Genomic DNA, 20,744 nt, shown 5'->3' with positions numbered 1-20,744 from the left:
ATGTCTATCTTCCTGAACAAGGACTCCAAGGTCATCGTCCAGGGCATCACCGGCGGTGAGGGCACCAAGCACACCGCGCTGATGCTGAAGGCGGGCACCCAGGTCGTCGGCGGCGTCAACGCCCGCAAGGCCGGCACCACCGTCTCGCACACCGCCAAGGACGGCTCGGACATCGAGCTGCCGGTGTTCGGCACCGTCGCCGAGGCCATCAAGGAGACCGGCGCCGACGTGTCGATCGCCTTCGTCCCGCCGAAGTTCGCCAAGGACGCCATCATCGAGGCCATCGACGCGGAGATCCCGCTGCTCGTGGTCATCACCGAGGGCATCCCGGTGCAGGACACCGCCTACGCGTGGGCCTACAACGTGGAGAAGGGCAACAAGACCCGGATCATCGGCCCCAACTGCCCCGGCATCATCACCCCGGGTGAGTCGCTGGTGGGCATCACCCCGGCCAACATCACCGGCAAGGGCCCGATCGGCCTGGTGTCGAAGTCGGGCACCCTGACCTACCAGATGATGTACGAGCTGCGTGACTTCGGCTTCTCGACCTCCATCGGCATCGGTGGCGACCCGGTCATCGGCACCACCCACATCGACGCCATCGAGGCGTTCGAGAAGGACCCGGAGACCAAGCTCATCGTCATGATCGGCGAGATCGGCGGCGACGCCGAAGAGCGGGCTGCCGCCTACATCAAGGAGAACGTCACCAAGCCGGTCGTCGGCTACGTCGCGGGCTTCACCGCGCCGGAGGGCAAGACCATGGGCCACGCCGGCGCCATCGTCTCCGGTTCCTCGGGCACCGCCGCGGCGAAGAAGGAGGCCCTCGAGGCCGCGGGCGTGAAGGTCGGCAAGACCCCGTCCGAGACCGCCGCCCTGGCGCGCGAGATCCTGGAGAAGGCTTCGATCACCGCTTGATCGCAGGTATTGCGAAGGCCGCCTTGTCTCGACAAGGCGGCCTTCTTTCATCTCGGCAGGTGAACGACGTGCTGCTGGGCAGTCAGCAGCTCGCTGCTGGGGAGTCACAGCTCGCCGTGACGGGCAGGTCAGGTGGGCAGGTCACAGCTCACTGTGGCGGGCAGGTCAGCAGCGGTTGTCGTGGGCAGGGAACAACCGTCGTTCAGGGTGCCGGGAACAGGTGGCACAGGCCCAGCGCACGCACCACCGTGCAGAACATTTCCGAAACGTCCATCCGATACCTCCGATCGTCTTCGGTGACAACACGGTCGAGACGGGTATGCGGTTCATAGTGAATTCTCGAGCTTGCCGCCAGTGGCGTCGTGGCCGTGACCGGTGCGCTCGAGTGCAGTAGCGTCAAGGGCATTCAGCCTGAAAGCCGATGAAGGACTCGATAGGAGACGACCACATGTCCTACCCGACCGGGGGATCCGGGTACAACGCGCCCAATCAGACGCCCTCGCCCACACCCTCGTCCGCGCCCAGCTTCGGCCAGCAGCCGACAGGTAGCACCGGCGGCGGTTCGGGGCTTTCGGCGTTGAGCGCCAAGGGGCTGACGTTCTACCTGACCGTTGGAATCGCCGCGCTGGGCGTGATCAACTTCTTCCTGGGCTTCCTCGATTTCTCGACCTTCGACGAGGGCGCGATGAACAGCTCCAAGGAGCCCGACAAGGGCATGAGCCTGTTCCAGGAAGGCGGCACGGCGCCGCTGCTGCTCCTGCTGTTCGCGGGTCTGGTGGCCGGTATCGCCCTGCTGCCCAAGCAGGAGGCCAAGAACGCGGTGGTCGCGGCGGCTTCGGCGGCCGGCTTCCTCGGTGTCCTGTTCCAGGCGTTCGTGACGCCGACGCTGTACAAGACCGCGGGAACCGCCTGGGTCCTGGTCTTCCTGGCGCTGGTGCAGGTCGCCGCGGCCGTGGTCGCGCTGCTGTTCGAGAGCGGAATCGTCTCCGCGCCCGAGGCGAAGCCCGCGGCGGCCGCCGCTCCGGGCGCCGGCGGGTCGAGCGCCTACGGTCAGCAGTCCTCCTACGGCCAGAGCCAGCCGGGGCAGCAGCCGTCCTACGGTCAGGCCCAGGCCGGCCAGCAGGCCGCCTACGGCCAGTACGGCCAGCAGTACGGCCAGGCGCAGGGGCAGGCCCAGGCGCAGGGTCAGCAGCAGGCCGCCTACGGCCAGTACGGTCAGCAGTACGGCCAGGGCCAGTACGGTCAGCAGCCCTCCGCGTACGGCCAGCAGCCCTACGGCCAGCAGGGTCAGCAGGCGCAGCAGGGTTACGGCGCGCAAGGTGCGCAGTCTCCCTACGGTCAGCGCCCGCAGACCGGTGGTGACGAGGCCGCGACCCAGCACTTCGGCGCCGCGGGCCAGCAGCCCGGCCAGTCCGGTCAGCAGTACGGTTCGCTGAACTTCGGACAGCAGGGCCAGCAAGGACAGCCGGGCCAGCCCGGCGCGCAGCCGTTCGGTGGCGAGCAGACCGGTAACCCGGCCGCCGATGCCACCAAGGCCTTCCGTCCCGAGGACGACCAGAAGTAGATCCGCTCGACGCGGCGATCGGCGAGTCAGGCGCTTTTCACGGCGCGCCTGACTCGCCGATCCCTTTTCAGCTGAGACCCTGTCATGTCGGTGGTCGTGTCGTGCTTCGGCGAGTCAACCGGACGAGTCAACCAGGATCCCGCGAGGTAGTTCTATGAAGTCCGCACTGGTCCGATGGGCCGACCTTCGCGAACAGCGGGCCGGCACGAGACCGGCGCAGGCTCGCCCGAACCCGGATGCGTCCCAGCAGCGGAGCGGTCACCGCGGCACGGGCGCCGACGGACCCGAGGATCCGGTATTCCTCTCACTGAGTCCCGAGCGGGCCAAGGTGCTGCTCGTCATCGCGGCTCGGGCGTCGAGTTTCACCGTGGTCGCCATCGTGGCGCTCGTGCTGATCACACTGATGGCCGCGGGCAGCGGTATGACCGGCGCGTCCGGCGCGATCGCGGCCGGCTGGCTGGCCGTGCATCAGGTGCCGGTCGTGGTCGGCAAGACCTCGCTCGGGCTGCTGCCGCTGCTGCCGACCGCGGGCGTGTTGTGGCTGACCATGCGCGACTGTGCGCATGCCGTCTCGCCGCGCTCCTCGCGGGCCGATCTGGGCTGGATCGTCGGCGCCGCGCTCGCGGGCCCGCTGCTGGTCACCGCCGTGTGCCTGGCCGTGGCCGAGGATGCCGCGACGGCGGTGCCGTTGCAGTCGCCCGAGACGCTCACCGCCTTCTGCTGTGTGGGGGGCTTGCACCTGCTCGCGGCGGTCACCGGGATCGCCACCCGGCCCAATGCGCTGCGCGACCGGATCGCCTCCGCTCTGCCGGACTGGGTTTTCGCCGGGGCACGGGCGGCGGCGCGGGCGCTGTGGCGCCTGCTGCTCGGCGGGGCGATCCTCACGCTGGTGTCGTTCGTGCTGCACTGGTCGGTGATCGGTGACACCTACGCGGCCGCGGGCGATATCGCGGGTTTCGTCGGCCTGACCGTGCTGTCGCTGGCCTATCTGCCGAATGTCGTGATCGCGGCGACCAGCGTGCTGATCGGCGCGGACGTACACATCGGCGCCGGGGCGCTGAGCGTCTTCTCGGTCGCCGGGGCGCCGGTGCCCGCATTGCCGGTGCTCGCGTCGGTGCCGAGCGGGCCCGCGGCGGGCTGGTGGCCGGTGTTGTTGCTGGTGCCGGCGGCTGTCGGCGTGCGGGGCGGCCTGGACTGCGCGCGCGAATCGGCCGACGAGGTGCGCAGTCCGTGGGCGACGGTGTTCTCGGCGGCGCTCGCCGCGCTCGCTCTGTTGCTGCTGGGTCTGTTCGCCGGCGGCACGGTCGGATCGTTCGGGGAGATCGGACCGGGCGTGCTGGTCACCGCGGGGCTCACCTTCGCCTGGCTGACCGTCGCCGGATATCTCGGATTGCTGTGCGGGCGACGGTTTCTCGGAATTCCGCCCGCTGTGGTCGAGGTGGATCTCGGCGGGCGCTCCGGACGTCGCGGCCGGTACCTTCCCACCGACTACTCTCGTGACGAATACGAGGAGGACGAGTACGGGGATCACGGCTACGACCCCGCCGCCGATCGCGACTACTACGACGACCGCGGCGACCGCGCGGAACCGGGCTACATCGACCAGCTGTACGACGACCCACGCTACGTCGAATACGAATTCGAGGACGATGTCGCCGTCGAGGACGACTATCCGCGGCCGGCCTACCGCCGCAACGCCTCCACCGAGGTCGTGGAGGTCGACGGCGAACTGCTCGACGACGACCTCGCGCCCGCGCGCGCCGATCCGGACGCCGAATTCGTCGCCGGAAACTCCGACATCGTCGACGCCGAAGTGGTAGAGGGTGACCTGCCGGAGAGCCCCGGCAGGGGCGGTCGTTAGGCTCTAACCCGGCGGACCTCGGGTTCGCCGCCCTCCGGCAGCCCCGACGCACAGGGAGTAGAGCGCTGACCACCCCGCCCGCCCAGTTGGTCCCTCCGACCGCGCCTGCGACCCTCGTCGTTCTCGCCTCGGGCACGGGATCGCTGCTGCGATCGCTGATCGCGGCGACCGAGCGGCCGGACTATCCGGCGCGGATCGCGGCCGTGGGCGTGGACCGGACCTGCGCGGCGACCGAGCACGCGGTCCGGGCCGGTATCCCGGACTTCCGGGTAGCCCCCGCCGACCATCCCGATCGGTCCGCCTGGGATATCGCGCTCACCGACGCGGTCGCGGCCTACGCACCCGACCTGGTGGTGTCGGCCGGATTCATGCGCCTGTTCGGCCCGAAATTCCTGGAGCGATTCGAGGGCCGGATCATCAACACCCATCCCGCGCTGCTGCCGGCGTTCCCGGGCGCGCACGGCGTGCGCGACGCGCTGGCCTACGGCGTGCGGGTGACGGGTTCCACCGTGCATCTGGTCGACGCGGGCGTCGACACCGGACCGATCCTCGCTCAGGAGCCGGTCGAGGTACTGCCCGGCGACGACGAGGCGAGCTTGCACGAGCGCATCAAAGTTGTGGAGCGTCGGCTGCTGGCGGACACCGTCGCCGCCGTCGCCACGCGAGGCATTGTCTGCGACGGACGAAAGGCAGTAATCCCAGATGAGTGAGGCCCCGGTGAGTGAGCGCAGCGAACGACCCGAAGACACGGGTGCACGCAGGGCGATCCGCAGGGCGTTGGTGAGCGTCTATGACAAAACCGGGCTCATCGAGCTGGCCACCGGGCTGAACGACGCCGGCGTCGAGCTGGTGTCGACCGGCTCGACCGCCGCCCGCATCGCCGACGCCGGCATTCCGGTGACGAAGGTCGAAGACCTCACCGGTTTTCCGGAGACCCTCGACGGCCGGGTGAAGACGCTGCACCCCCGCGTGCACGCCGGCATTCTCGCCGACACCCGCAAGCAGGAGCACCTCGATCAGCTGGTGGAGCTGCGCGTCGAGGCGTTCCAGCTGGTGGTGGTGAACCTGTATCCGTTCACGCAGACCGTCGCCAGTGGCGCCACTCCGGACGAATGCGTCGAGCAGATCGATATCGGCGGCCCGTCGATGGTGCGCGCCGCGGCGAAGAACCATCCCTCGGTCGCGGTCGTGGTCGACACCGGCGACTACGACGAGGTGCTGGCCGCGGTGCGCGGCGGCGGTTTCACCCTGGCCGAGCGAACCGTGCTGGCCGCCAAGGCTTTCCAGCACACCGCGAGCTACGACGTCGCGGTCGCGAGCTGGATGACCAACGTGCTGACCGCCGAGGACGCCGCGGATTCGGCTGCGGGCGAGCAGTTCCCGTCGTGGATGGGCGGCGTGTGGACCCGCGACGCGGTGCTGCGCTACGGCGAGAATCCGCACCAGGCCGCCGCGCTGTATCGCAACGACTCCGCCCCGGCCGGGCTCGCGCAGGCGAAGCAGGTGCACGGCAAGGAGATGTCGTACAACAACTACACCGATGCCGACGCCGCCTGGCGGGCCGCGTGGGACCACGCCGAACCCGCGGTGGCCATCGTGAAGCACGCCAATCCGTGCGGCATCGCGGTCGGCGCCGATATCGCCGAGGCACACCGCAAGGCGCACGCGTGTGACCCGGTGAGCGCGTTCGGTGGCGTGATCGCGGCCAACCGCGAGGTCACCGTCGAGATGGCCGAACAGGTGGCCGAGATCTTCACCGAGGTCATCGTGGCCCCCGGCTATGCCGACGGCGCGGTGGAGGTGCTGCAGCGTAAGAAGAACGTGCGCATCCTGATCGCCGACGAACCGCGCCGCGGTGGCGTCGAACTGCGCCCGATCAGCGGCGGCGCGCTGCTGCAGCAGACCGATATCGTCGACGCGGACGGTGACGACCCGGCCAACTGGACGCTCGCCACCGGTGAGCCGGCCGATGCCGAAACCCTCGCCGATCTCGAATTCGCCTGGCGCGCATGCCGTGCCGTGAAATCGAATGCGATTCTGCTGGCCCACGACGGCGCCTCGGTCGGTGTCGGCATGGGGCAGGTCAACCGCGTCGACGCCGTACATCTGGCGGTGCTGCGCGCCGGTGACCGCGCCAAGGGGTCGGTGGCGGCCTCCGACGCCTACTTCCCGTTCCCCGACGGTCCGCAGCAGCTGATCGCCGCGGGCGTGAAAGCCATTGTGCAGCCGGGTGGTTCGGTGCGCGACCAGCTGACCATCGATGCCTGCCGGGAGGCCGGGGTCACGATGTATCTCACCGGGGCGCGCCACTTCGCGCACTGATCGGTGATCACGAACGTCGCCGTCCGCCGGTGCGCCGGCGGGCGGCGACGTCGTTCGACGGGTCCGGTCGCGGGCCCCGCGAATCAGTTCGCGCTCAACACCTTCCGATCGCCCAGCGGCTTCTTCAGCGGGATCTCCAGGGTGCCGAAGACGGCGATCATGGTGCACATGCGCCCGGCCGCCTCGGGCAGGGTGCCGGCCTTCAGGGCGACGGTCACGGTGGTGTCGGTTTCGGTGGTGGTCGCGTCCACGCCGTAGCACTCCGGCGAGCCGATCTGGAAGTTCACCGCGATCCGGTCGGGCGCCACCCGGCTCCAGCTGTCGAACGGCAGCGGGTGCGGATTGGTGATCGTCGAGTTGGCGGTGAACATCCGGCCCGGCTGCGGCGGGTTCTGCTCGGTCGGTGTGCTGACCGCCGCTGTGGTCGTATTCCCTTGTGCCCCACCGTCGTCGGAGTTCCCGCATGCGGTGACCAGCAGGGCCGGTAGTGCGAGTAGCGCGATTGCCGCCGTTGTGATGCGGCGTCGTCCGGGGATGGAGTCCATAAGGCTCACCCTATCTGCGGGGGTGAGGCGGCTGTGATGCACGTCCCAGTGAACATTCTGCGAACGCCGGCGCGTAACAGCTGCGAAATCCGCGGCAGTGCAAGTAGTGTTCGCAAACGATGAGCGAATGCGGTTCTGCGCCATCGAATCACCGATCGACACGACCTCTTCTCGAAAGGATCCACCGCGTGGGCGACACGTTGCAGGTAGGCGAGGAACTGGGCCTGGGTCAGGCCCTTCAGGGCGGCGCGTACACGCTGACTCTCCAAAACGACGGCAACTTGGTGCTTTCCGAGCCCGACGGCACGGTGGTGTGGGCGACCATGACGCATGAGCGTGGCGTCGAGCGTGCCGTCCTGCAGGAGGACGGCAACTTCGTGCTGTACTCGGGCAGTGGACCTGTGTGGGCCACCGACACCAACGGACAGGCTGCCGATCATCTGATCGTGCAACCGGACCGCAACCTCGTCCTGTACGGCCGCGACGGCGCCTCGCTGTGGGCGTCGGGCACCAATACCGACAACCCGATCGTGGTCGAGGAGCCGGTTGCCGCACCCGCCGCCGAACAGGTGCCGCCGCCGCCGGCGCCGGCGCCGGAACCTCGCACCTACACCGTGGAGTCCGGCGACACGCTGTGGGCGATCGCGGAACGGTTCTACGGCGACGGCAACCGCTATCTGGAGATCGCCGGGGCGAGCGGCATCGAGAACCCGGATGTCATCAACGAGGGTCAGCTGCTGACCATTCCGTGACCGGAAAAGACCGAACGCCCCCGGCGCCGCGGCACCGGGGGCGTTCGTGTTCGTTCGCTACCTGCTGGTGAACGGCAGCAGCGCCATCTCGCGCGCGTTCTTCACCGCGACCGCCACCTGCCGCTGCTGCTGCGGGGTGAGCCCGGTGACGCGGCGGCTGCGGATCTTGCCGCGGTCGGAGATGAACGTGCGCAGCAGGTTCACATCCTTGTAGTCGACGGTTTCGACGCCGGCCGCGATCAGCGGATTCTTCTTGGGCCGCCGGGCCTGTTCGGCGCGGACCCGCTTCGACGGTGCTCGCTTGACTGCCATGTGGGCCATCCTTTCTCGGCGTGAGCTCTGGTCCTACGCTGCCGCGTGGGCGCCCCGACCGCTCCTGCCGGTTCCTTCCGACGAGATCTGCGATGGTCTACCAACTCGATTTGTGTACACCGGGCAGCTCCCCCCGGTGGGCCAGCTCGCGCATACGTACCCGGGATAGTCCGAACTTGCGGAGATGACCGCGGGGGCGGCCATCGGTGGCGTCCCGATTGCGCAATCGTACCGGACTGGCGTCGCGCGGCAGTCGCTGCAGCGCGAGCTGTGCTGCCGCCCGGCGATCGTCGGCGGTGGCCGGATCGCGGATCAACTCCTTGAGCTCGGCCCGGCGTTCGGCATAGCGGGCCACGACGGCGCGTCGTTGCTCGTCGCGTGCGATCTTGGATTTCTTCGCCATCACCGCTCCTCGCGGAAGTCGACGTGCCGGCGCAGCAGCGGATCGTATTTGCGCAGCACCATGCGGTCGGGGTCGTTGCGGCGGTTCTTGCGGGTCACGTAGGTGTAGCCGGTGCCGGCCGTCGAGCGCAGTTTCACGATGGGGCGAATCTCGTTGCTGCGCGCCATCAGATCTTCTCCCCGCGCGCACGGATGCGAGCCACGACCGCTTCGATCCCGTCGCGGTCGATGGTCTTGATGCCCTTGGCCGAGACGCGCAGGGTGATGCGCCGGCCCTCGCTGGGCAGGAAGTAGGTCTTGCGCTGGATGTTCGGGTCCCAGCGCCGGTTGGTTCGGACGTGGGAGTGCGACACGGACTTACCGAAGCCCGGCTTGCGGCCGGTGACCTGGCAGTGGGCCGACATGGGGCTCCTTTCTGAAAATCATTTTCGACAACGGTCGTCGCAGACTGTACCGTGTGCCTGGAGCAAATGAAAATCATTGTCGAAAGGGGTTCCGGTGCTGGCACATCCCGACCGCCGCACGCCCGTGGTGCTGTTGGCGGGCTTCCAGGGGCCGGTCGCGGACGGTATGGATCACCTCGCGCGACTGCTGGGCACGGCGCCCGGCACCGTCGTCGTGCGTCACGATCTGAGCTCACTGCGGGAAGGTGTGGTGCGCCGCCGGGTGCGCCTCGACGGCCGGGAGACGGCGAGCGTGCACGAACTCGCGCACGGCTGCGTCTCCTGCACGCTGCGCGCCGATCTGCTGCCGCTGCTGTGCCGGTTGGCGGCGCGAGATTCGGTGCACCGCATCGTGATCGCGCTCGATCCGGCCTTCGAGGCGGAAGCCGTGTGTCATGCGATCGGCCATGTGCCCGTGGTCGACCTGGTGGGTCGCGTGGACGGCCCGGCGGCTCGCGATGTGCGCATCGAGGCGGTGGTGACCGGGCTCGATGCCCGCAGCTGGTTGCCGGACGCGCTGAGCGACGAGACGATCGACGAACGGGCGGGTGGCCCCGGTGACGACGACCGTACGGTGGCGCAACTCGCCGTCGGACAGGTTGAATTCGCCGACGCGCTCGTGGTTTTCGGTGCGGACCGAGTGGGCGACGGTGAGCGCGACGTGGTGCGGTCGGTCGTGGAGCGGCTGGCGCCCAGGGCTCCGTCGATCTGGGCCGGCGACGGGCGGGATATCGGCGCGGCGCGCATCGAGATGCTGCTCGACCGCATTCCCGCCGATTCCCGGCGCGGCCGCATCTTCGACGCGCACGCGCCGTTGTTGCGCGGCCGGCCACCGCTGGCGGAGGAGAACGGTGTGGCGTTGATCGAATTCGCCACCGATCGCCCGTTCCATCCGACCCGCCTGCACGAAGCGATGGATGTGCTGTTCGACGGCGTGGTCACCGCGCGCGGGCGGATCTGGCTGGCGACTCAACCCGAGCGTGTGGTGTGGCTGGAATCCGCCGGCGGCGGAGTGCGGGTCGGTGACGCCGGAACCTGGCTGGCGGCGATGAGTCCCGCGGAACGGGAATCGGTCGACCCCGATCGGCGGGCCCTGGCGGCGCTGCGCTGGGACGAGGATTTCGGTGACCGCGACATCTCGCTGGTGATCCTCACCTGCGGTGCCGATCCGGACGAGATCCGTACCGCGCTGCACTGGGCGCTGCTCGACGAGGCCGAGATGATCGTGCTGCGCAACGCGCCGGATCTGGTCGCGCACTGGGGCGATCCGTTCGGCGAGTTCCACGAGGACCCCTGCGAGACAACCGAATCCGACAACTCAGGCGGCCGCGGCGTCGAATCCCGGCCGAACGAAAGGTAGGGCGATGAAATCAGGGATCCATCCGGAGTACCACCCGGTGGTCTTCGAGGATGTCAGCACCGGCAAACGCTTTCTCACCCGATCGACGGTGACGAGCACCCGCACCGTCGAATGGTCCGACGGCAACAGCTATCCGCTGATCACCGTCGACGTCACCGCGGACTCCCACCCGTTCTGGACCGGGGCGCATCGCGTCCTCGACACCCAGGGCCGGGTGGAGAAGTTCGAACGCAAATACGGCAGGCGCACACCGCGTCCCGGTTCTGTGCGAGGGGAGAACTGAGATGGCGGTGCCGAAGCGACGACTGTCGCGCGCCAACACCCACAGCCGGCGTTCGAACTGGAAGGCGACTCCCCCCGACCTGGTGCCGGTCAGCGTCGGGGGCGTCGTCCACAAGATCCCGCGCCGATTGGTCACCGCCGTCCAGCGTGGCCTGATCGACCCGACCCGGCTGTAGGACACGGGTTTCGGTCGCCGAAATTATGTGGCGTTTGCCTGAATCGAGCGACCAATTGGTTATCGAATAAATCGGAGTCAGCAGGGATATCAGCGTCATCGCGCTTGCGAGGTGGTAGCTGGAATGTGAATTGCCAACTGCTGGTTGGTTTTTGGCGCCGGAAAAAGTCCAGCGGAAACGCTGTTTTCCCGAGTCGGCCCAGGTACCCTCGGGGCTGAGGGCGGGTTCTCCTGGCAACAGGAGAACCCGCTCATCGCCACTTTCAGGGCTGTTCACTCCTATCGTGCGACAGGCGCGGCGCTTCCAGGGCTCGCTGTCCGGATTGCGGCGCATCGTCCGGCCTCGGCCGCAACGTCTCGAGCAGTGACTCCCAGCGTGCGATCTGCTCACCGATCACCGCCGCCGGGTTCTCGAGCAGGGCGGCCACCAGCGACAGCGGCCACGGCAGTTCGGCCGCCGGCGGCGCCTGCCGGGTCGATTCCAGCACGGTCGTCTCCAGGTCGGCGATCTCGGTCCGCAGCTCGGCGATCTGCCGCAGGGCGGCGCCCAGCGCCTCCACGACCGTCCGTTCCGATATGGCGCCGCCGTCCGCGCCGTCGTCGTCGCCCAGCTGAGGCCAGCCCGCCAAACCGGGACCGCGCAGCTGAACCTGTACATCGCGCAATATCGCTTCCTGCTCCGGAGTCACATCCGGTACCTCTCTCATCGCTCCCGCCGCGGGCCGAAATGCCTGCTCCACACTGTAATTCGCGGAGCCCTTCCCGTGTGCGCCGAGATCGGGGCGGTGACGCCCGGGGAAGCGATTTCCGTGCGGCTGCCGGTCGGTTCGCGGGTGCCGCGAATCAGGGGGACCGAGACGTCGATGCGTGGAAGGCTGCAGGTTTGCCGACGCGTGCTCATCGACCGGAAAATGTCCGAATTTTCAGCTTCTTAACATTCCTGGCATCTTCTTGGCGGCTTATTAACGGCCTTTGTTACGTGTTCGTAATGGGTGCACGACAGCCTGTCTAAGGGTTTCGATTTCGAGCTCAGGCGCCAGGGTATCGGCGCCGCAAACCGCTGAAGAAAGTGTATGAGGGAATGAAGCTCAGGAAGTTCGCCGCAACATCGGCTCTGGTCATCGCTGCTCTTGGGATCTCCACCGGCACCGCATTCGCAGCTCCGGCTCCGGCCGCCAACCCCGATATTCATTACACGGCAAACGTTGTCGACAAATCTGTGGTGGTGAAGACCGACGCCGGATCGCTGACGACCGAAGGCAACGAGTTCCAGGTCCGCGATAACCAGGGCAAGGTGGTAGCCGGATTTCCGCTGAGCTATCAGCACGACGGTCTGGAGTTCCCGATCGCCGCGCAGATCGACGGTAACCAGGCCACCCTGGTTCCGAGCACCGACCGCGCCGCCGCCCACCCGGCGCCGATGCTGCACGATGTGGCCAGCCGTTCGGATCTCGACGCGGCCAACCAGAGCGCGATCAACGAGCTCGGTATCGCCACCAGCATCGGCACCCTCGTCGGCACCGCCATCGGCCTGGCCGGCGGTTGTGCGCTCGGTGCGGTCCTCGGCACCCCGTTCCTGGTCGTTCCGGGCTGGATCGGCGGCTGCCTGACCGGTGCCGCCCTGGGCGCCCCGCTGGGTGCCGCCGCCGGTCTGGTCGGTGTCGGCGGCATCTCCGGCGTGCTCGTCGCGATCGAGTACTTCAACCGGATCAACGCGCCCGCCGAATCGTAATCACCAGTAGCGCAACGCGATCGGGGCGGGCCGCACGGCCCGCCCCGATTCTCGTCTGTGCGCGGCCCCGCCGCCGCGAAGCCGCTCAGCTCACCGGCTGCGGTGCCCGAGCGGCCGCTCGCGCCTTGCCGGCCGGCGACGCGATCTGTCCGGCAGGGGAATTCGCGGCCTGTGCCAACTGCCGCGAGCGGGTGGTTCCGGTGCGGTCGGGGGCGACCAGGACCGCGGTGATCGGTACCGCCAGCGACAGCGTCCCCATCACGAACACCGGCACGAAGAGGGTGAACAGATCGTCACCGTCGGGCAGGCCGACCGCGGAGTCGAGATGTACGTGCACCCCGGCCTGGCCGAGGTAGTGGACCGCGGTGACCGCCAGCGCATACAGCGCGGCCGCCCCGGCCAGCGGCAGCATCGCGTGGAAGCGGGTGGTGGCCCACAGCACACCGATCGAGGCCGCGACGGCCAGCGCCCCCGCGCTCAGCGACATCCAGATGTTCACGTCGACCGATCCCTGCACCCGGATCGCGCCCATGGCGAGCAGGTGCATGATCCCGATGCCGAGGCCCATCACCACGCCGCCGCTGATCACCCGCACCAGCGTGCTCACCTTGCCCGTGATCACCAGACCGGCCAGGACCCCCGCCACCGCGACGACCGTCGCCACGACCATCCGTGCGATGTCGTAGCGGATCTCACCGGAGGACACCCCGACGCCGAGCATGGTGACGTACACCGCCAGCCAGGTGCCGACGCCGCCGATGGACACTGCCGCCGCGGTGAGCCACACCATCCGGAACCGCGCGGTGATCGAGAGCGTCGACTGGCGAACACAGGCCAGTCCGACGACCGCGCCGGCCGCGGAAACCCCGAGTGCCAGGCCCAGCACCCAGTACCCCATGGTGAAGTAGTTCATCGCTTCCCCTCAGCTCGCACCGCTCAGCTCTGTCCCACCGTCGCGTGGGTGGCGGTCAACCGCTGAATCGCGTATTCGGTGACCGCGGCGAGCGCCCGCCGAACCTCCCCGGCGTCCCGGGCGTCGATATCGACCACCGGCACGCCCTCGCGGATCGACAGCGCTTCTCGCAGTTCGGCGACCGGGAAACGCGGTGCGCTCGGAAACCTGTTGACCGCCACCAGGAACGGCAGCCCGCGCGCCTCGAAGAAATCGACCGCGGCGAAGCTGTCCTCGATCCGGCGCGTGTCGACCAGCACGACGGCGCCGATCGCACCGCGGATCAGGTCGTCCCACATGAACCAGAACCGGCGCTGCCCGGGCGTGCCGAACAGGTACAGCGTCAGGTTGCCGGGCAGGATGATGCGGCCGAAATCCATGGCCACCGTGGTGGTTTCCTTGCCCGGGGTGGCGGACAGGTCGTCGATGCCGTCGGATACGCCGGTCACCATGGCCTCGGTGCGCAGCGGCACGATCTCCGAGACCGCGCCGACGAAGGTGGTCTTCCCGGCGCCGAACCCGCCCGCGACCACGATTTTGGTCGAGGCGGTGCGGCTGTCGACCTCCGGGTGGGGCGGCATCGGAGCCGTCGAATTCTGAAAGTGCATGGGGGGATTCTGGTATGGAAGCGGCGATTGCGGGTGCGAGCCCGGGGAATTGGGTCCGAGCGGTCCGATCTGCGCGGAATCGGGCTGCGGCGCGGGCGGATACCGCTCGGCCGTCGAGGGTGCCGCGGTGTGCAGGGGCGGTGCCGCGGTGTCAAAGGGCACGGAGTCCACGCAGGGTCCTCTCCATCAGGGATCGCCGCTCGTCGAATGTGGCGTCCTCGCTGAGCGTGGTGTGCACCCGCAGTGTGCCGGCCACCACCAGATCGCCGATCACCACCCGGATCATGCCCAGGGGACGTTGCAGATGGGCGGCGATTTCGGCGACCGAGAGCCGCCCCGCGCCCAGACGCAGAATATCTGTTCGAATATCGCCTGCGGGCCAATCGAATTGATTGGCGTAGGGCAGTGTTTCCACGACCGCCTCGAGGGGCAGTTCGACCGCGGGTTCGGTGCGCCCAGCGGTCAGCGCATAAGGACGGACGCGAGTGGTTGGCCGGCCGGACCCGGCTCCGAACGAACTGGACATCGCAATCGTCAGACCGCCGAACGGGCCGTGGCTTGCACGACCGATCCGACTCGATCGACGAGCAGGGCCATCTCGTAACCGATGCGGCCGATGTCGTGCTGCTTGTTGGCCAGGACCGCCAGATGCGAGCCGTTGCCGACGCTCATCACCAGCAGGTAGCCGCGCTGCATGTCGACGATCGACTGCATCACCTTGCCGCCGTTGAACAATTGCGCCGCCCCCGCCGACAGACTCGCCAGACCGGCGGTCACCGCGGAGAGCTGTTCGGCTCGATCGGACGGGAGGTGCGGGCTGGTCGCCTGGAGCAGGCCGTCGGCCGAGACGAGCACCGCGTGCGAGACCCCAGGCACCTCTCTGGTGAATCGGGTGACGAGCCAGTTCAAATTCTCGTCCGTACTGTTCTGCGCAGTGTCGGTCATGCAAAGCCTCCGTCGTTCTGCTGAGCGTTGTTCCGCTCGGCCCGGTCGTACCCGGCCGTGTCGGCAGGGTCGTACTGGGCCGTGTTGTCTCGGACGCTGACGCGTCCGCTGCGGACGCCGCTCAAATGCCTGGACAAGTTGTTGCGGATTTCCTCCGGATCCCGGGCCTCGACGGCATCGTCCTGCGTCACTCCGCCGGGCACCAGCTGCGCACCGGGCCGGCGGATGGGCAGGCCACCCGTGGTACGGGTGGTCGCGGTCGGGGTGCTGGCGTCCGCGGCCGCCGCCCAGCCCTCGTCGGCGGGAGACGACCAGGCGCCGGTCGGCGCGTTCGAGGACGGTTCGACCAGCCATTCGGACACCATGCGCTGATAGATCGGCGTGGGGGATTCCGGTTTGGCCGGCGCCTGAGCATCCTGCTGAGGAGCATCGTGCTGATAGGCATCGGGCCGGGGTGGCGCGAGAGTCGCGCCGTGGCGGGACAGCGGAGCCGGTTCGCGGTCCGGGGTGCGCTGTGCCGGGGTCATGATCGCCGTTTCGGCCCAGATATCGATGGGCTGGGGCTGCGGCTGGGGCTGGGGTTGCGGCCGTGGATCGGCCGGGGCGAGACGCCGGGGCGGCACGATCTGTTCCAGATCGCGGTCGGTCACCGGGTTCCACGGATCGGAGGCCGGGGCGAAATTCTCGCCGCGACTCGCGTTCTCGGCCTCCTCGGCCTCGGCGCGATCGTCGCGGTGATTCTCCTCGGCGCGGTCGTCGTGGAAGGCGTTCTCGCGCACGGTCTCGGCACCGCGCGCCACGCCGTCGTCGAGCGGTTCCGGTGCGCGGTTGTCGTTCTCGGCGACGTCCGGCAGTGGGGTGAGCCGGGTGACCGGGGCCGCGGATTCGGAATCCGACTGGCCGGCCGGGCGGCGCTGCGGCAATCCGGCGCTGGTGAATCGGGCCGGCTCCGAAGTCTCCCCGAACCGTTCCGGCGGATTGGGCACCGCGGTGAGGGTGCGGCCGGGAGCGGGAAATTCGGTGACCGGGGAGGGGAAGTCCGCGGCCGGTGTGGTGAACGTCGAGATGGCCGGCGGGACTACGGCCTCGGTGGGCGAGACCAGCGCACCCGGTAGATGCACGCTGGCCGTGATACCCGGCTGCTGTGCCATCGTGGAGGTGCGGCGCAGGCCGACCGTGATGGTGTGCCGTGCCGCCAGGCGGCCCACCACGAAAAGACCCATGCGGCGGGCGGTTTCGATGGTGACCTCACCACCGGAGGCCAGGCGCTCGTTGATCGCGCGCATATCGTCGGCGGACATGCCGAGTCCGCGGTCGGTGATCTCGATCAGATATCCGCCGTCCACCGCGCGCGACACCGAGACCGCCACCGGCGTGTTCGGCGGCGAGTAGCGCAGCGAGTTGTCGATCAGCTCGGCCAGCAGGTGTTCGATGTCGACGGCGGGCTCACCGGCGACGATACCGTCGGGCACCGAACCGATTTCGACGCGCTGATAATCCTCGACCTGGGAGACCGCACTCCACAGCATGTCCGACAGCGGCACCGGCGGCAGATGACCGCGGCGCAGCGCGGTGCCGGCGAGCACCAGCAGGTTGTCGCCGTTGCGGCGCATGCGGGTGGCGAGGTGGTCGAGGCGGAACAGGCTCTGCAGGCGATCGGAGTCGTCCTCGTCGCGTTCCAGATCCTCGATCAGCGACAGCTGCTGTTCGACCAGGGATTGGCTGCGCCGCGAGAGCGTTTCGAACATATTGCTGATCTGCAGGCGCAGGCGCGCCTGTTCGGCGGCGAGGAACAACGCCTGGCGGTGCATGTCGTCGACCGCTCGGGCCAGCTGACCGATCTCCTCGGTGGTCTGCACGTCGACCGGGACGATCTCCGGGGTCGCGCCGCCGCCGCGCACGACCGCGAGTTCGGCGGGCAGGTCGGTGTGCGCGACCTGCAGCGAATCGCGGCGCAGACGGCGAATCGGGACGACCAGCGAGCGGGCGACCGCCAGCGCCAGGGCCAGACCGGCCAGCAGGGTCACGACCACCAGCGCCACATCGCGCAGGACCGTGCCGCGCGCGTCGACCGAGCGGTCCGACAGTCCGGAGTCGATCAGGTCGACCAGATGGTTGGTGGCCTCGTTGTAGGTGTCGGTACTGGTCTGCAGCGACTGCACGACGCCGGGCACGTTGATCGGCTCGACCGCGTTCTGGCTCATCGCCGCGATACGTGTCTGCAGCGCGCCCAGCAGCACATCCGGCTTCAGCGCCGATTCCGGCTGCACGACCGCGTACTGGTTGATCATGGTCAGCTCGGCGCCGGTGGCCGTCAGGACCTGGGCCAGCACGGCCGGGTTGTTGCCGATCTCGCCGCTCTCCAGCGCCAGCTGCTGCTGGGTGAACATCTGGCGCGCGATCGCGATGACACCCATCTGCACGTAATAACGCTCGAGGGTGGTCTCCTTCGGCGTCGCCAGCGATGAGACGGCGTTGCTGACGTGGCCGTTCACCTCGCTCGCCTGTTTGACGACCTCCTGCGGCGCACCGCCGTGCAGGCTGTTGCGCAGGGTGCGCCCGGCCGCCAGCGCCTCGGTGAGTTCGGTGGCGACGCGTTTGTCGGCCGCCGAATTCTGCAGCGCCGTCTGCAGATCCGCAGCGGCCTGGTCGAACCGGGCCGCGGCCTGGTCCAGCGCCGACTGCGGAACGTGTTCGCCGTTGCCGAGGGTGACGGCGAGATTGTTGGCCGCCGAACCGAAGTCGAGGGTCGGCCGAATGATCCGCGCCTGCTCACTGGCCGTGTTCAGCTGTGAGATGGTGCCGAGTTCGTCCTTGATTCGAAGAACGGCGAATGCCGATGCCAGCACGACCGGCAGCAGTAGCACGATGCCGACCTTGCTAGTCACGGACAGATTGGACAGACTCCTCTGCCATGGCCGCGGTGCAGTGCCCATCCCGCTTCCGTCGCCTCCGCTCGCGCACGTGCCCCGGGTTCCGGCCGCCGCCCGCGTCTGGCCGTTCGGGTCCAACGGGTTGAGAACCAACTAGAGGTTTACTTTTACCGCAGGCAACATACCGCGAGAACACGTTCGCGGCAATTTGGAGGGGTCCAGCGACAACAGTCTAAATCGGCTCGGCGCAACAACTTTCGTGTGCAACACATACTTCTCGGAAGTATTTTCGATGATTCCGCAGGTCACCTGTTGTGGATGTGCGGCGTGTCGAATGGTCGGTTCTCAGTCGACTCTCAGTCGATCCGGTCAAACTGGAGGCCATGCGCATTCTGGTAGTCGACGATGATCGCGCGGTGCGCGAGTCGCTGCGCCGGTCGCTCACCTTCAATGGATATTCCGTCGAGCTGGCGGTCGACGGCGTCGACGCCTTGGAGAAGGTCAGCGCGTCCCGGCCCGATGCATTGGTGCTCGATGTGATGATGCCGCGGCTGGACGGCCTTGAGGTATGCCGCCGCCTGCGCAGCACCGGTGATGATCTGCCGATTCTCGTACTCACCGCCCGGGATTCGGTGTCGGAGCGAGTGGCCGGCCTCGACGCAGGCGCCGACGACTATCTGCCCAAACCGTTCGCGCTCGAGGAATTGCTGGCCCGTTTGCGCGCGCTGTTGCGCCGCACCACCGCCGACCCGGCCGCCGATTCCTCGGAGACGATGCGTTTCGCGGATCTGTCCCTGGATCCGGTGACGCGCGAGGTATCGCGCGGTGAGCGCGCCATCAGCCTGACCCGCACCGAATTCTCGCTGCTGGAAATGCTGATGGCGAATCCGCGCCGGGTGTTGACGCGCAGCCGCATTCTGGAAGAGGTCTGGGGCTACGACTTTCCCACCTCCGGTAATGCGCTCGAGGTCTATATCGGCTATCTGCGCCGCAAAACCGAGGCCGAGGGGGAGCCACGATTGATCCACACCGTGCGCGGGGTGGGTTACGTGCTGCGCGAGACACCTCCGTAGGCCGGGTCGTCGTGGCAAGAGCTCATCCGGGGCACGGTGGCCGTCCCGATCGCGTGGCCCGGCTGGGGCCGCGTCCCGATCCGCACGAAATGCGCCCGCCGATGCCGCTGACCCGATCGGTGTCGCTGCGCTGGCGGGTGACGCTGCTGGCCGCCTCGGTGGTGGCCATTGCCGTCGCGGTGACCTCGATCGCCGCCTACGCACTGGTCGCCCGCGCCCTGTACGCCGATGTGGACAGTCAGTTGCGCAGCCGCTCGGAGGTGATGGTCAAGAACAACATCGACCTGCAGGGTTTTCAGGCGATCATCATGTTCAGCAGCCTGTACTCCAACGATATCGGCATCGCGCTGATCTATCCCGACGTCGATGTGCCCTATGCCCCGCCGCAGCCGATGGATCCGCCGATCGGCCCGGCGGAGATGGCGGTGGCGCACGGTAAGGCCGATGTCTCGCTGCGGACCGCGAACAATCAGCGCGTGCTCGCCCGGCGCACGAAATCCGGTGCCACGCTGGTTATCTCGCGGTCGCTGGAACCCACCCGTGAAGTGCTCGACCGGCTCGCGTGGCTGCTGTTCACGATCGGCGGGTGCGGCGTGCTGGTCGCCGGAGCCGCCGGTGCGACGGTCGGGCGAACGGGCCTGCGGCCCATCGCGCGATTGACCGCGGCCACCGAACGCGTCGCGCGCACCGACGATCTGGCGCCGATTCCGGTCACCGGTGACGACGAACTGGCGCGGCTCACCGAGAGTTTCAATCTGATGTTGCGGGCGCTGGCCGAATCTCGCGATCGGCAGCGGCGACTGGTGGCCGACGCCGGACACGAACTGCGCACCCCGCTGACCTCGCTGCGCACCAATATGGAACTGCTCATCGCCTCCTCGCGACCGGATGCGCCGCCGATTCCCGAGGAAGACATGGCCGGGCTGCGCGCGGATGTGATCGCCCAGATCGAGGAACTGTCCACGCTGGTGGGAGACCTGGTGGATCTGGCGCGCGAGGACGCGCCCGAAACCGTCTACGAGCGGGTCGATCTCGGCGAGGTCGCCGAGCGCGCGGTGGAACGAGTGCGGCGGCGGCGTGTGGACGTCGAATTCTCGGCGCGGCTGCGGCCGTGGTTCGTCTACGGTCACGATGCCGGGCTGGAGCGGGCCATCCTCAACGTGCTCGACAATGCCGCGAAGTGGAGTCCGCCGGAGGCACAGGTCATCCTCACCATGCGCGAAACCGGACCCGGGCTCATGGAAATCGCCATCGACGATGCCGGGCCGGGCATTCCGCCGGAGGAACGGGAACTGGTCTTCGAACGCTTCTACCGCACCACGGCGTCGCGATCGATGCCCGGCTCCGGGCTGGGGCTGGCGATCGTGAAACAGGTGGTGTCCAAGCACGGCGGCACGATCACCGTGGACACCTCCGAGCGCGGCGGCACACTGGTGCGCATCGTCCTTCCCGGCGAACCGCCGGTCGCCGAGGAGCGCCGGGCGTGATCACCGCCGAGCCCGAATCACCGAGCGCGGGCAGGGGCGCCCCATAAACTGTGACCCGTGCGGCGTCCCGCTCCCGCGGAAACCCTGATACGACACCGCGGAAACCCCGGATACGACACGGAGTCACGGAGAACTGAAAGC

At 68.4% G+C, this 20,744-nt stretch carries 23 protein-coding genes; 12 read left to right on the top strand and 11 right to left on the bottom strand.

Features of this window, described 5'->3' with window-relative positions:
- From sucD to purH, 5 genes are all read left to right on the top strand, one after another.
- Window positions 1-915, top strand: coding sequence for a succinate--CoA ligase subunit alpha (gene sucD / locus NMI01S_RS09960; RefSeq protein ID WP_062995856.1), 915 nt, complete (start codon window positions 1-3; stop codon window positions 913-915).
- Window positions 916-1,363: 448 nt separating this feature from the next.
- Window positions 1,364-2,479 carry a DUF5336 domain-containing protein gene (locus tag NMI01S_RS09955; RefSeq protein WP_062995854.1) on the top strand — a complete coding sequence of 372 codons (1,116 nt, stop codon included), beginning with the start codon at window positions 1,364-1,366 and terminating at the stop codon, window positions 2,477-2,479.
- 154 nt (window positions 2,480-2,633) lie between these two features.
- Entirely contained in the window at window positions 2,634-4,340 is a 1,707-nt protein-coding gene (locus NMI01S_RS09950; RefSeq protein ID WP_062995853.1) for a cell division protein PerM, read from the top strand.
- Between the two features lie 86 nt (window positions 4,341-4,426).
- Window positions 4,427-5,050, top strand: a complete 624-nt coding sequence (gene purN, locus NMI01S_RS09945; RefSeq protein ID WP_062995851.1) for a phosphoribosylglycinamide formyltransferase — start codon at window positions 4,427-4,429, stop codon at window positions 5,048-5,050.
- Window positions 5,043-6,662: a bifunctional phosphoribosylaminoimidazolecarboxamide formyltransferase/IMP cyclohydrolase gene (gene purH, locus NMI01S_RS09940; RefSeq protein WP_062995849.1), complete on the top strand. Its 1,620-nt coding sequence runs from the start codon at window positions 5,043-5,045 to the stop codon at window positions 6,660-6,662. Before purN ends, purH begins: the two co-directional genes overlap by 8 nt.
- 83 nt (window positions 6,663-6,745) lie before the next feature.
- On the opposite strand, the gene NMI01S_RS09935 is transcribed toward purH, so the two are convergent.
- On the bottom strand, window positions 6,746-7,207 hold the full coding sequence (locus NMI01S_RS09935) for a hypothetical protein (RefSeq protein ID WP_062995847.1): 462 nt from the start codon (window positions 7,205-7,207) through the stop codon (window positions 6,746-6,748).
- Between the two features lie 188 nt (window positions 7,208-7,395).
- On the opposite strand from NMI01S_RS09935, the gene NMI01S_RS09930 reads away from it, so the two are divergent.
- On the top strand, window positions 7,396-7,959 hold the full coding sequence (locus tag NMI01S_RS09930; protein ID WP_062995845.1) for a LysM peptidoglycan-binding domain-containing protein: 564 nt from the start codon (window positions 7,396-7,398) through the stop codon (window positions 7,957-7,959).
- A 57-nt stretch (window positions 7,960-8,016) separates the two neighbouring features.
- Here NMI01S_RS09930 and rpsR read toward each other — a convergent pair whose 3' ends face one another.
- From rpsR to rpmB, 4 genes are all read right to left on the bottom strand, one after another.
- Window positions 8,017-8,271, bottom strand: coding sequence for a 30S ribosomal protein S18 (gene rpsR / locus NMI01S_RS09925; protein ID WP_062995843.1), 255 nt, complete (start codon window positions 8,269-8,271; stop codon window positions 8,017-8,019).
- A gap of 97 nt (window positions 8,272-8,368) precedes the next feature.
- Window positions 8,369-8,674: a 30S ribosomal protein S14 gene (gene rpsN / locus NMI01S_RS09920; protein ID WP_062995842.1), complete on the bottom strand. Its 306-nt coding sequence runs from the start codon at window positions 8,672-8,674 to the stop codon at window positions 8,369-8,371.
- Entirely contained in the window at window positions 8,674-8,841 is a 168-nt protein-coding gene (gene rpmG / locus NMI01S_RS09915; protein ID WP_036505471.1) for a 50S ribosomal protein L33, read from the bottom strand. The genes rpsN and rpmG overlap by 1 nt, the downstream gene beginning before the upstream one ends.
- A complete protein-coding gene (gene rpmB / locus NMI01S_RS09910) occupies window positions 8,841-9,077 on the bottom strand; it encodes a 50S ribosomal protein L28 (RefSeq protein ID WP_062995840.1) in 237 nt (78 codons plus the stop codon). The genes rpmG and rpmB overlap by 1 nt, the downstream gene beginning before the upstream one ends.
- Window positions 9,078-9,171: 94 nt before the next feature.
- Between rpmB and mrf the strand changes: the two genes are divergently transcribed.
- The 3 genes from mrf to rpmF are packed head-to-tail and all read left to right on the top strand — an operon-like array spanning window position 9,172 to window position 10,934.
- Window positions 9,172-10,476, top strand: a complete 1,305-nt coding sequence (gene mrf, locus NMI01S_RS09905) for a ribosome hibernation factor-recruiting GTPase MRF (RefSeq protein ID WP_439956251.1) — start codon at window positions 9,172-9,174, stop codon at window positions 10,474-10,476.
- 4 nt (window positions 10,477-10,480) lie between these two features.
- The gene (locus NMI01S_RS09900) at window positions 10,481-10,759 is read left to right on the top strand and encodes a type B 50S ribosomal protein L31 (protein ID WP_062995838.1); all 279 of its coding nucleotides are present in this window, start codon (window positions 10,481-10,483) and stop codon (window positions 10,757-10,759) included.
- A gap of 1 nt (window position 10,760) precedes the next feature.
- Window positions 10,761-10,934 carry a 50S ribosomal protein L32 gene (rpmF, locus tag NMI01S_RS09895; protein ID WP_062995836.1) on the top strand — a complete coding sequence of 58 codons (174 nt, stop codon included), beginning with the start codon at window positions 10,761-10,763 and terminating at the stop codon, window positions 10,932-10,934.
- Window positions 10,935-11,196: 262 nt separating this feature from the next.
- Here rpmF and NMI01S_RS09890 read toward each other — a convergent pair whose 3' ends face one another.
- Window positions 11,197-11,640, bottom strand: coding sequence for a hypothetical protein (locus NMI01S_RS09890; RefSeq protein WP_157126116.1), 444 nt, complete (start codon window positions 11,638-11,640; stop codon window positions 11,197-11,199).
- A 374-nt stretch (window positions 11,641-12,014) separates the two neighbouring features.
- Between NMI01S_RS09890 and NMI01S_RS09885 the strand changes: the two genes are divergently transcribed.
- Window positions 12,015-12,665, top strand: coding sequence for a DUF8020 domain-containing protein (locus NMI01S_RS09885; RefSeq protein ID WP_062995832.1), 651 nt, complete (start codon window positions 12,015-12,017; stop codon window positions 12,663-12,665).
- An 85-nt stretch (window positions 12,666-12,750) separates the two neighbouring features.
- Here NMI01S_RS09885 and NMI01S_RS09880 read toward each other — a convergent pair whose 3' ends face one another.
- The 5 genes from NMI01S_RS09880 to NMI01S_RS09860 all read right to left on the bottom strand — a co-directional run bounded on the left by NMI01S_RS09880 (window position 12,751) and on the right by NMI01S_RS09860 (window position 18,058).
- Window positions 12,751-13,578, bottom strand: a complete 828-nt coding sequence (locus tag NMI01S_RS09880; protein WP_062995830.1) for an MHYT domain-containing protein — start codon at window positions 13,576-13,578, stop codon at window positions 12,751-12,753.
- 23 nt (window positions 13,579-13,601) lie between these two features.
- Window positions 13,602-14,225, bottom strand: coding sequence for a GTP-binding protein (locus NMI01S_RS09875; RefSeq protein ID WP_439956250.1), 624 nt, complete (start codon window positions 14,223-14,225; stop codon window positions 13,602-13,604).
- A gap of 151 nt (window positions 14,226-14,376) precedes the next feature.
- On the bottom strand, window positions 14,377-14,751 hold the full coding sequence (locus NMI01S_RS09870; protein ID WP_051025076.1) for a DUF742 domain-containing protein: 375 nt from the start codon (window positions 14,749-14,751) through the stop codon (window positions 14,377-14,379).
- A gap of 8 nt (window positions 14,752-14,759) precedes the next feature.
- The gene (locus tag NMI01S_RS09865; RefSeq protein WP_030515097.1) at window positions 14,760-15,170 is read right to left on the bottom strand and encodes a roadblock/LC7 domain-containing protein; all 411 of its coding nucleotides are present in this window, start codon (window positions 15,168-15,170) and stop codon (window positions 14,760-14,762) included.
- A complete protein-coding gene (locus NMI01S_RS09860; RefSeq protein WP_245716803.1) occupies window positions 15,167-18,058 on the bottom strand; it encodes an ATP-binding protein in 2,892 nt (963 codons plus the stop codon). Before NMI01S_RS09860 ends, NMI01S_RS09865 begins: the two co-directional genes overlap by 4 nt.
- Before the next feature lie 368 nt (window positions 18,059-18,426).
- Here NMI01S_RS09860 and NMI01S_RS09855 point away from each other — a divergent pair, with 368 nt between their 5' ends.
- The gene (locus NMI01S_RS09855; protein ID WP_036505531.1) at window positions 18,427-19,116 is read left to right on the top strand and encodes a response regulator transcription factor; all 690 of its coding nucleotides are present in this window, start codon (window positions 18,427-18,429) and stop codon (window positions 19,114-19,116) included.
- Window positions 19,117-19,205: 89 nt separating this feature from the next.
- The gene (locus tag NMI01S_RS09850) at window positions 19,206-20,603 is read left to right on the top strand and encodes a sensor histidine kinase (RefSeq protein ID WP_084512845.1); all 1,398 of its coding nucleotides are present in this window, start codon (window positions 19,206-19,208) and stop codon (window positions 20,601-20,603) included.
- Window positions 20,604-20,744 lie beyond the last annotated feature (141 nt).

The organism is Nocardia mikamii NBRC 108933 (assembly GCF_001613505.1).
GTDB lineage: Bacteria > Actinomycetota > Actinomycetes > Mycobacteriales > Mycobacteriaceae > Nocardia > Nocardia mikamii.
Note: the sequence above shows the minus strand (reverse complement) of the source record. Positions and strands in the feature narration are given on the sequence as shown.

What these genes read in the sequence shown, in the direction of transcription:
- sucD (WP_062995856.1), top strand. Translation starts at nt 1, where the DNA reads ATGTCTATCTTCCTGAACAAGGACTCCAAGGTCATCGTCCAGGGCATC.
- NMI01S_RS09955 (WP_062995854.1), top strand. Translation starts at nt 1,364, where the DNA reads ATGTCCTACCCGACCGGGGGATCCGGGTACAACGCGCCCAATCAGACG.
- NMI01S_RS09950 (WP_062995853.1), top strand. Translation starts at nt 2,634, where the DNA reads ATGAAGTCCGCACTGGTCCGATGGGCCGACCTTCGCGAACAGCGGGCC.
- purH (WP_062995849.1), top strand. Translation starts at nt 5,043, where the DNA reads ATGAGTGAGGCCCCGGTGAGTGAGCGCAGCGAACGACCCGAAGACACG.
- NMI01S_RS09935 (WP_062995847.1), bottom strand. Translation starts at nt 7,207, where the DNA reads ATGGACTCCATCCCCGGACGACGCCGCATCACAACGGCGGCAATCGCG.
- rpsR (WP_062995843.1), bottom strand. Translation starts at nt 8,271, where the DNA reads ATGGCAGTCAAGCGAGCACCGTCGAAGCGGGTCCGCGCCGAACAGGCC.
- rpsN (WP_062995842.1), bottom strand. Translation starts at nt 8,674, where the DNA reads ATGGCGAAGAAATCCAAGATCGCACGCGACGAGCAACGACGCGCCGTC.
- rpmG (WP_036505471.1), bottom strand. Translation starts at nt 8,841, where the DNA reads ATGGCGCGCAGCAACGAGATTCGCCCCATCGTGAAACTGCGCTCGACG.
- rpmB (WP_062995840.1), bottom strand. Translation starts at nt 9,077, where the DNA reads ATGTCGGCCCACTGCCAGGTCACCGGCCGCAAGCCGGGCTTCGGTAAG.
- NMI01S_RS09900 (WP_062995838.1), top strand. Translation starts at nt 10,481, where the DNA reads ATGAAATCAGGGATCCATCCGGAGTACCACCCGGTGGTCTTCGAGGAT.
- rpmF (WP_062995836.1), top strand. Translation starts at nt 10,761, where the DNA reads ATGGCGGTGCCGAAGCGACGACTGTCGCGCGCCAACACCCACAGCCGG.
- NMI01S_RS09890 (WP_157126116.1), bottom strand. Translation starts at nt 11,640, where the DNA reads ATGAGAGAGGTACCGGATGTGACTCCGGAGCAGGAAGCGATATTGCGC.
- NMI01S_RS09885 (WP_062995832.1), top strand. Translation starts at nt 12,015, where the DNA reads ATGAAGCTCAGGAAGTTCGCCGCAACATCGGCTCTGGTCATCGCTGCT.
- NMI01S_RS09880 (WP_062995830.1), bottom strand. Translation starts at nt 13,578, where the DNA reads ATGAACTACTTCACCATGGGGTACTGGGTGCTGGGCCTGGCACTCGGG.
- NMI01S_RS09875 (WP_439956250.1), bottom strand. Translation starts at nt 14,225, where the DNA reads ATGCACTTTCAGAATTCGACGGCTCCGATGCCGCCCCACCCGGAGGTC.
- NMI01S_RS09870 (WP_051025076.1), bottom strand. Translation starts at nt 14,751, where the DNA reads ATGTCCAGTTCGTTCGGAGCCGGGTCCGGCCGGCCAACCACTCGCGTC.
- NMI01S_RS09865 (WP_030515097.1), bottom strand. Translation starts at nt 15,170, where the DNA reads ATGACCGACACTGCGCAGAACAGTACGGACGAGAATTTGAACTGGCTC.
- NMI01S_RS09855 (WP_036505531.1), top strand. Translation starts at nt 18,427, where the DNA reads ATGCGCATTCTGGTAGTCGACGATGATCGCGCGGTGCGCGAGTCGCTG.
- NMI01S_RS09850 (WP_084512845.1), top strand. Translation starts at nt 19,206, where the DNA reads ATGCGCCCGCCGATGCCGCTGACCCGATCGGTGTCGCTGCGCTGGCGG.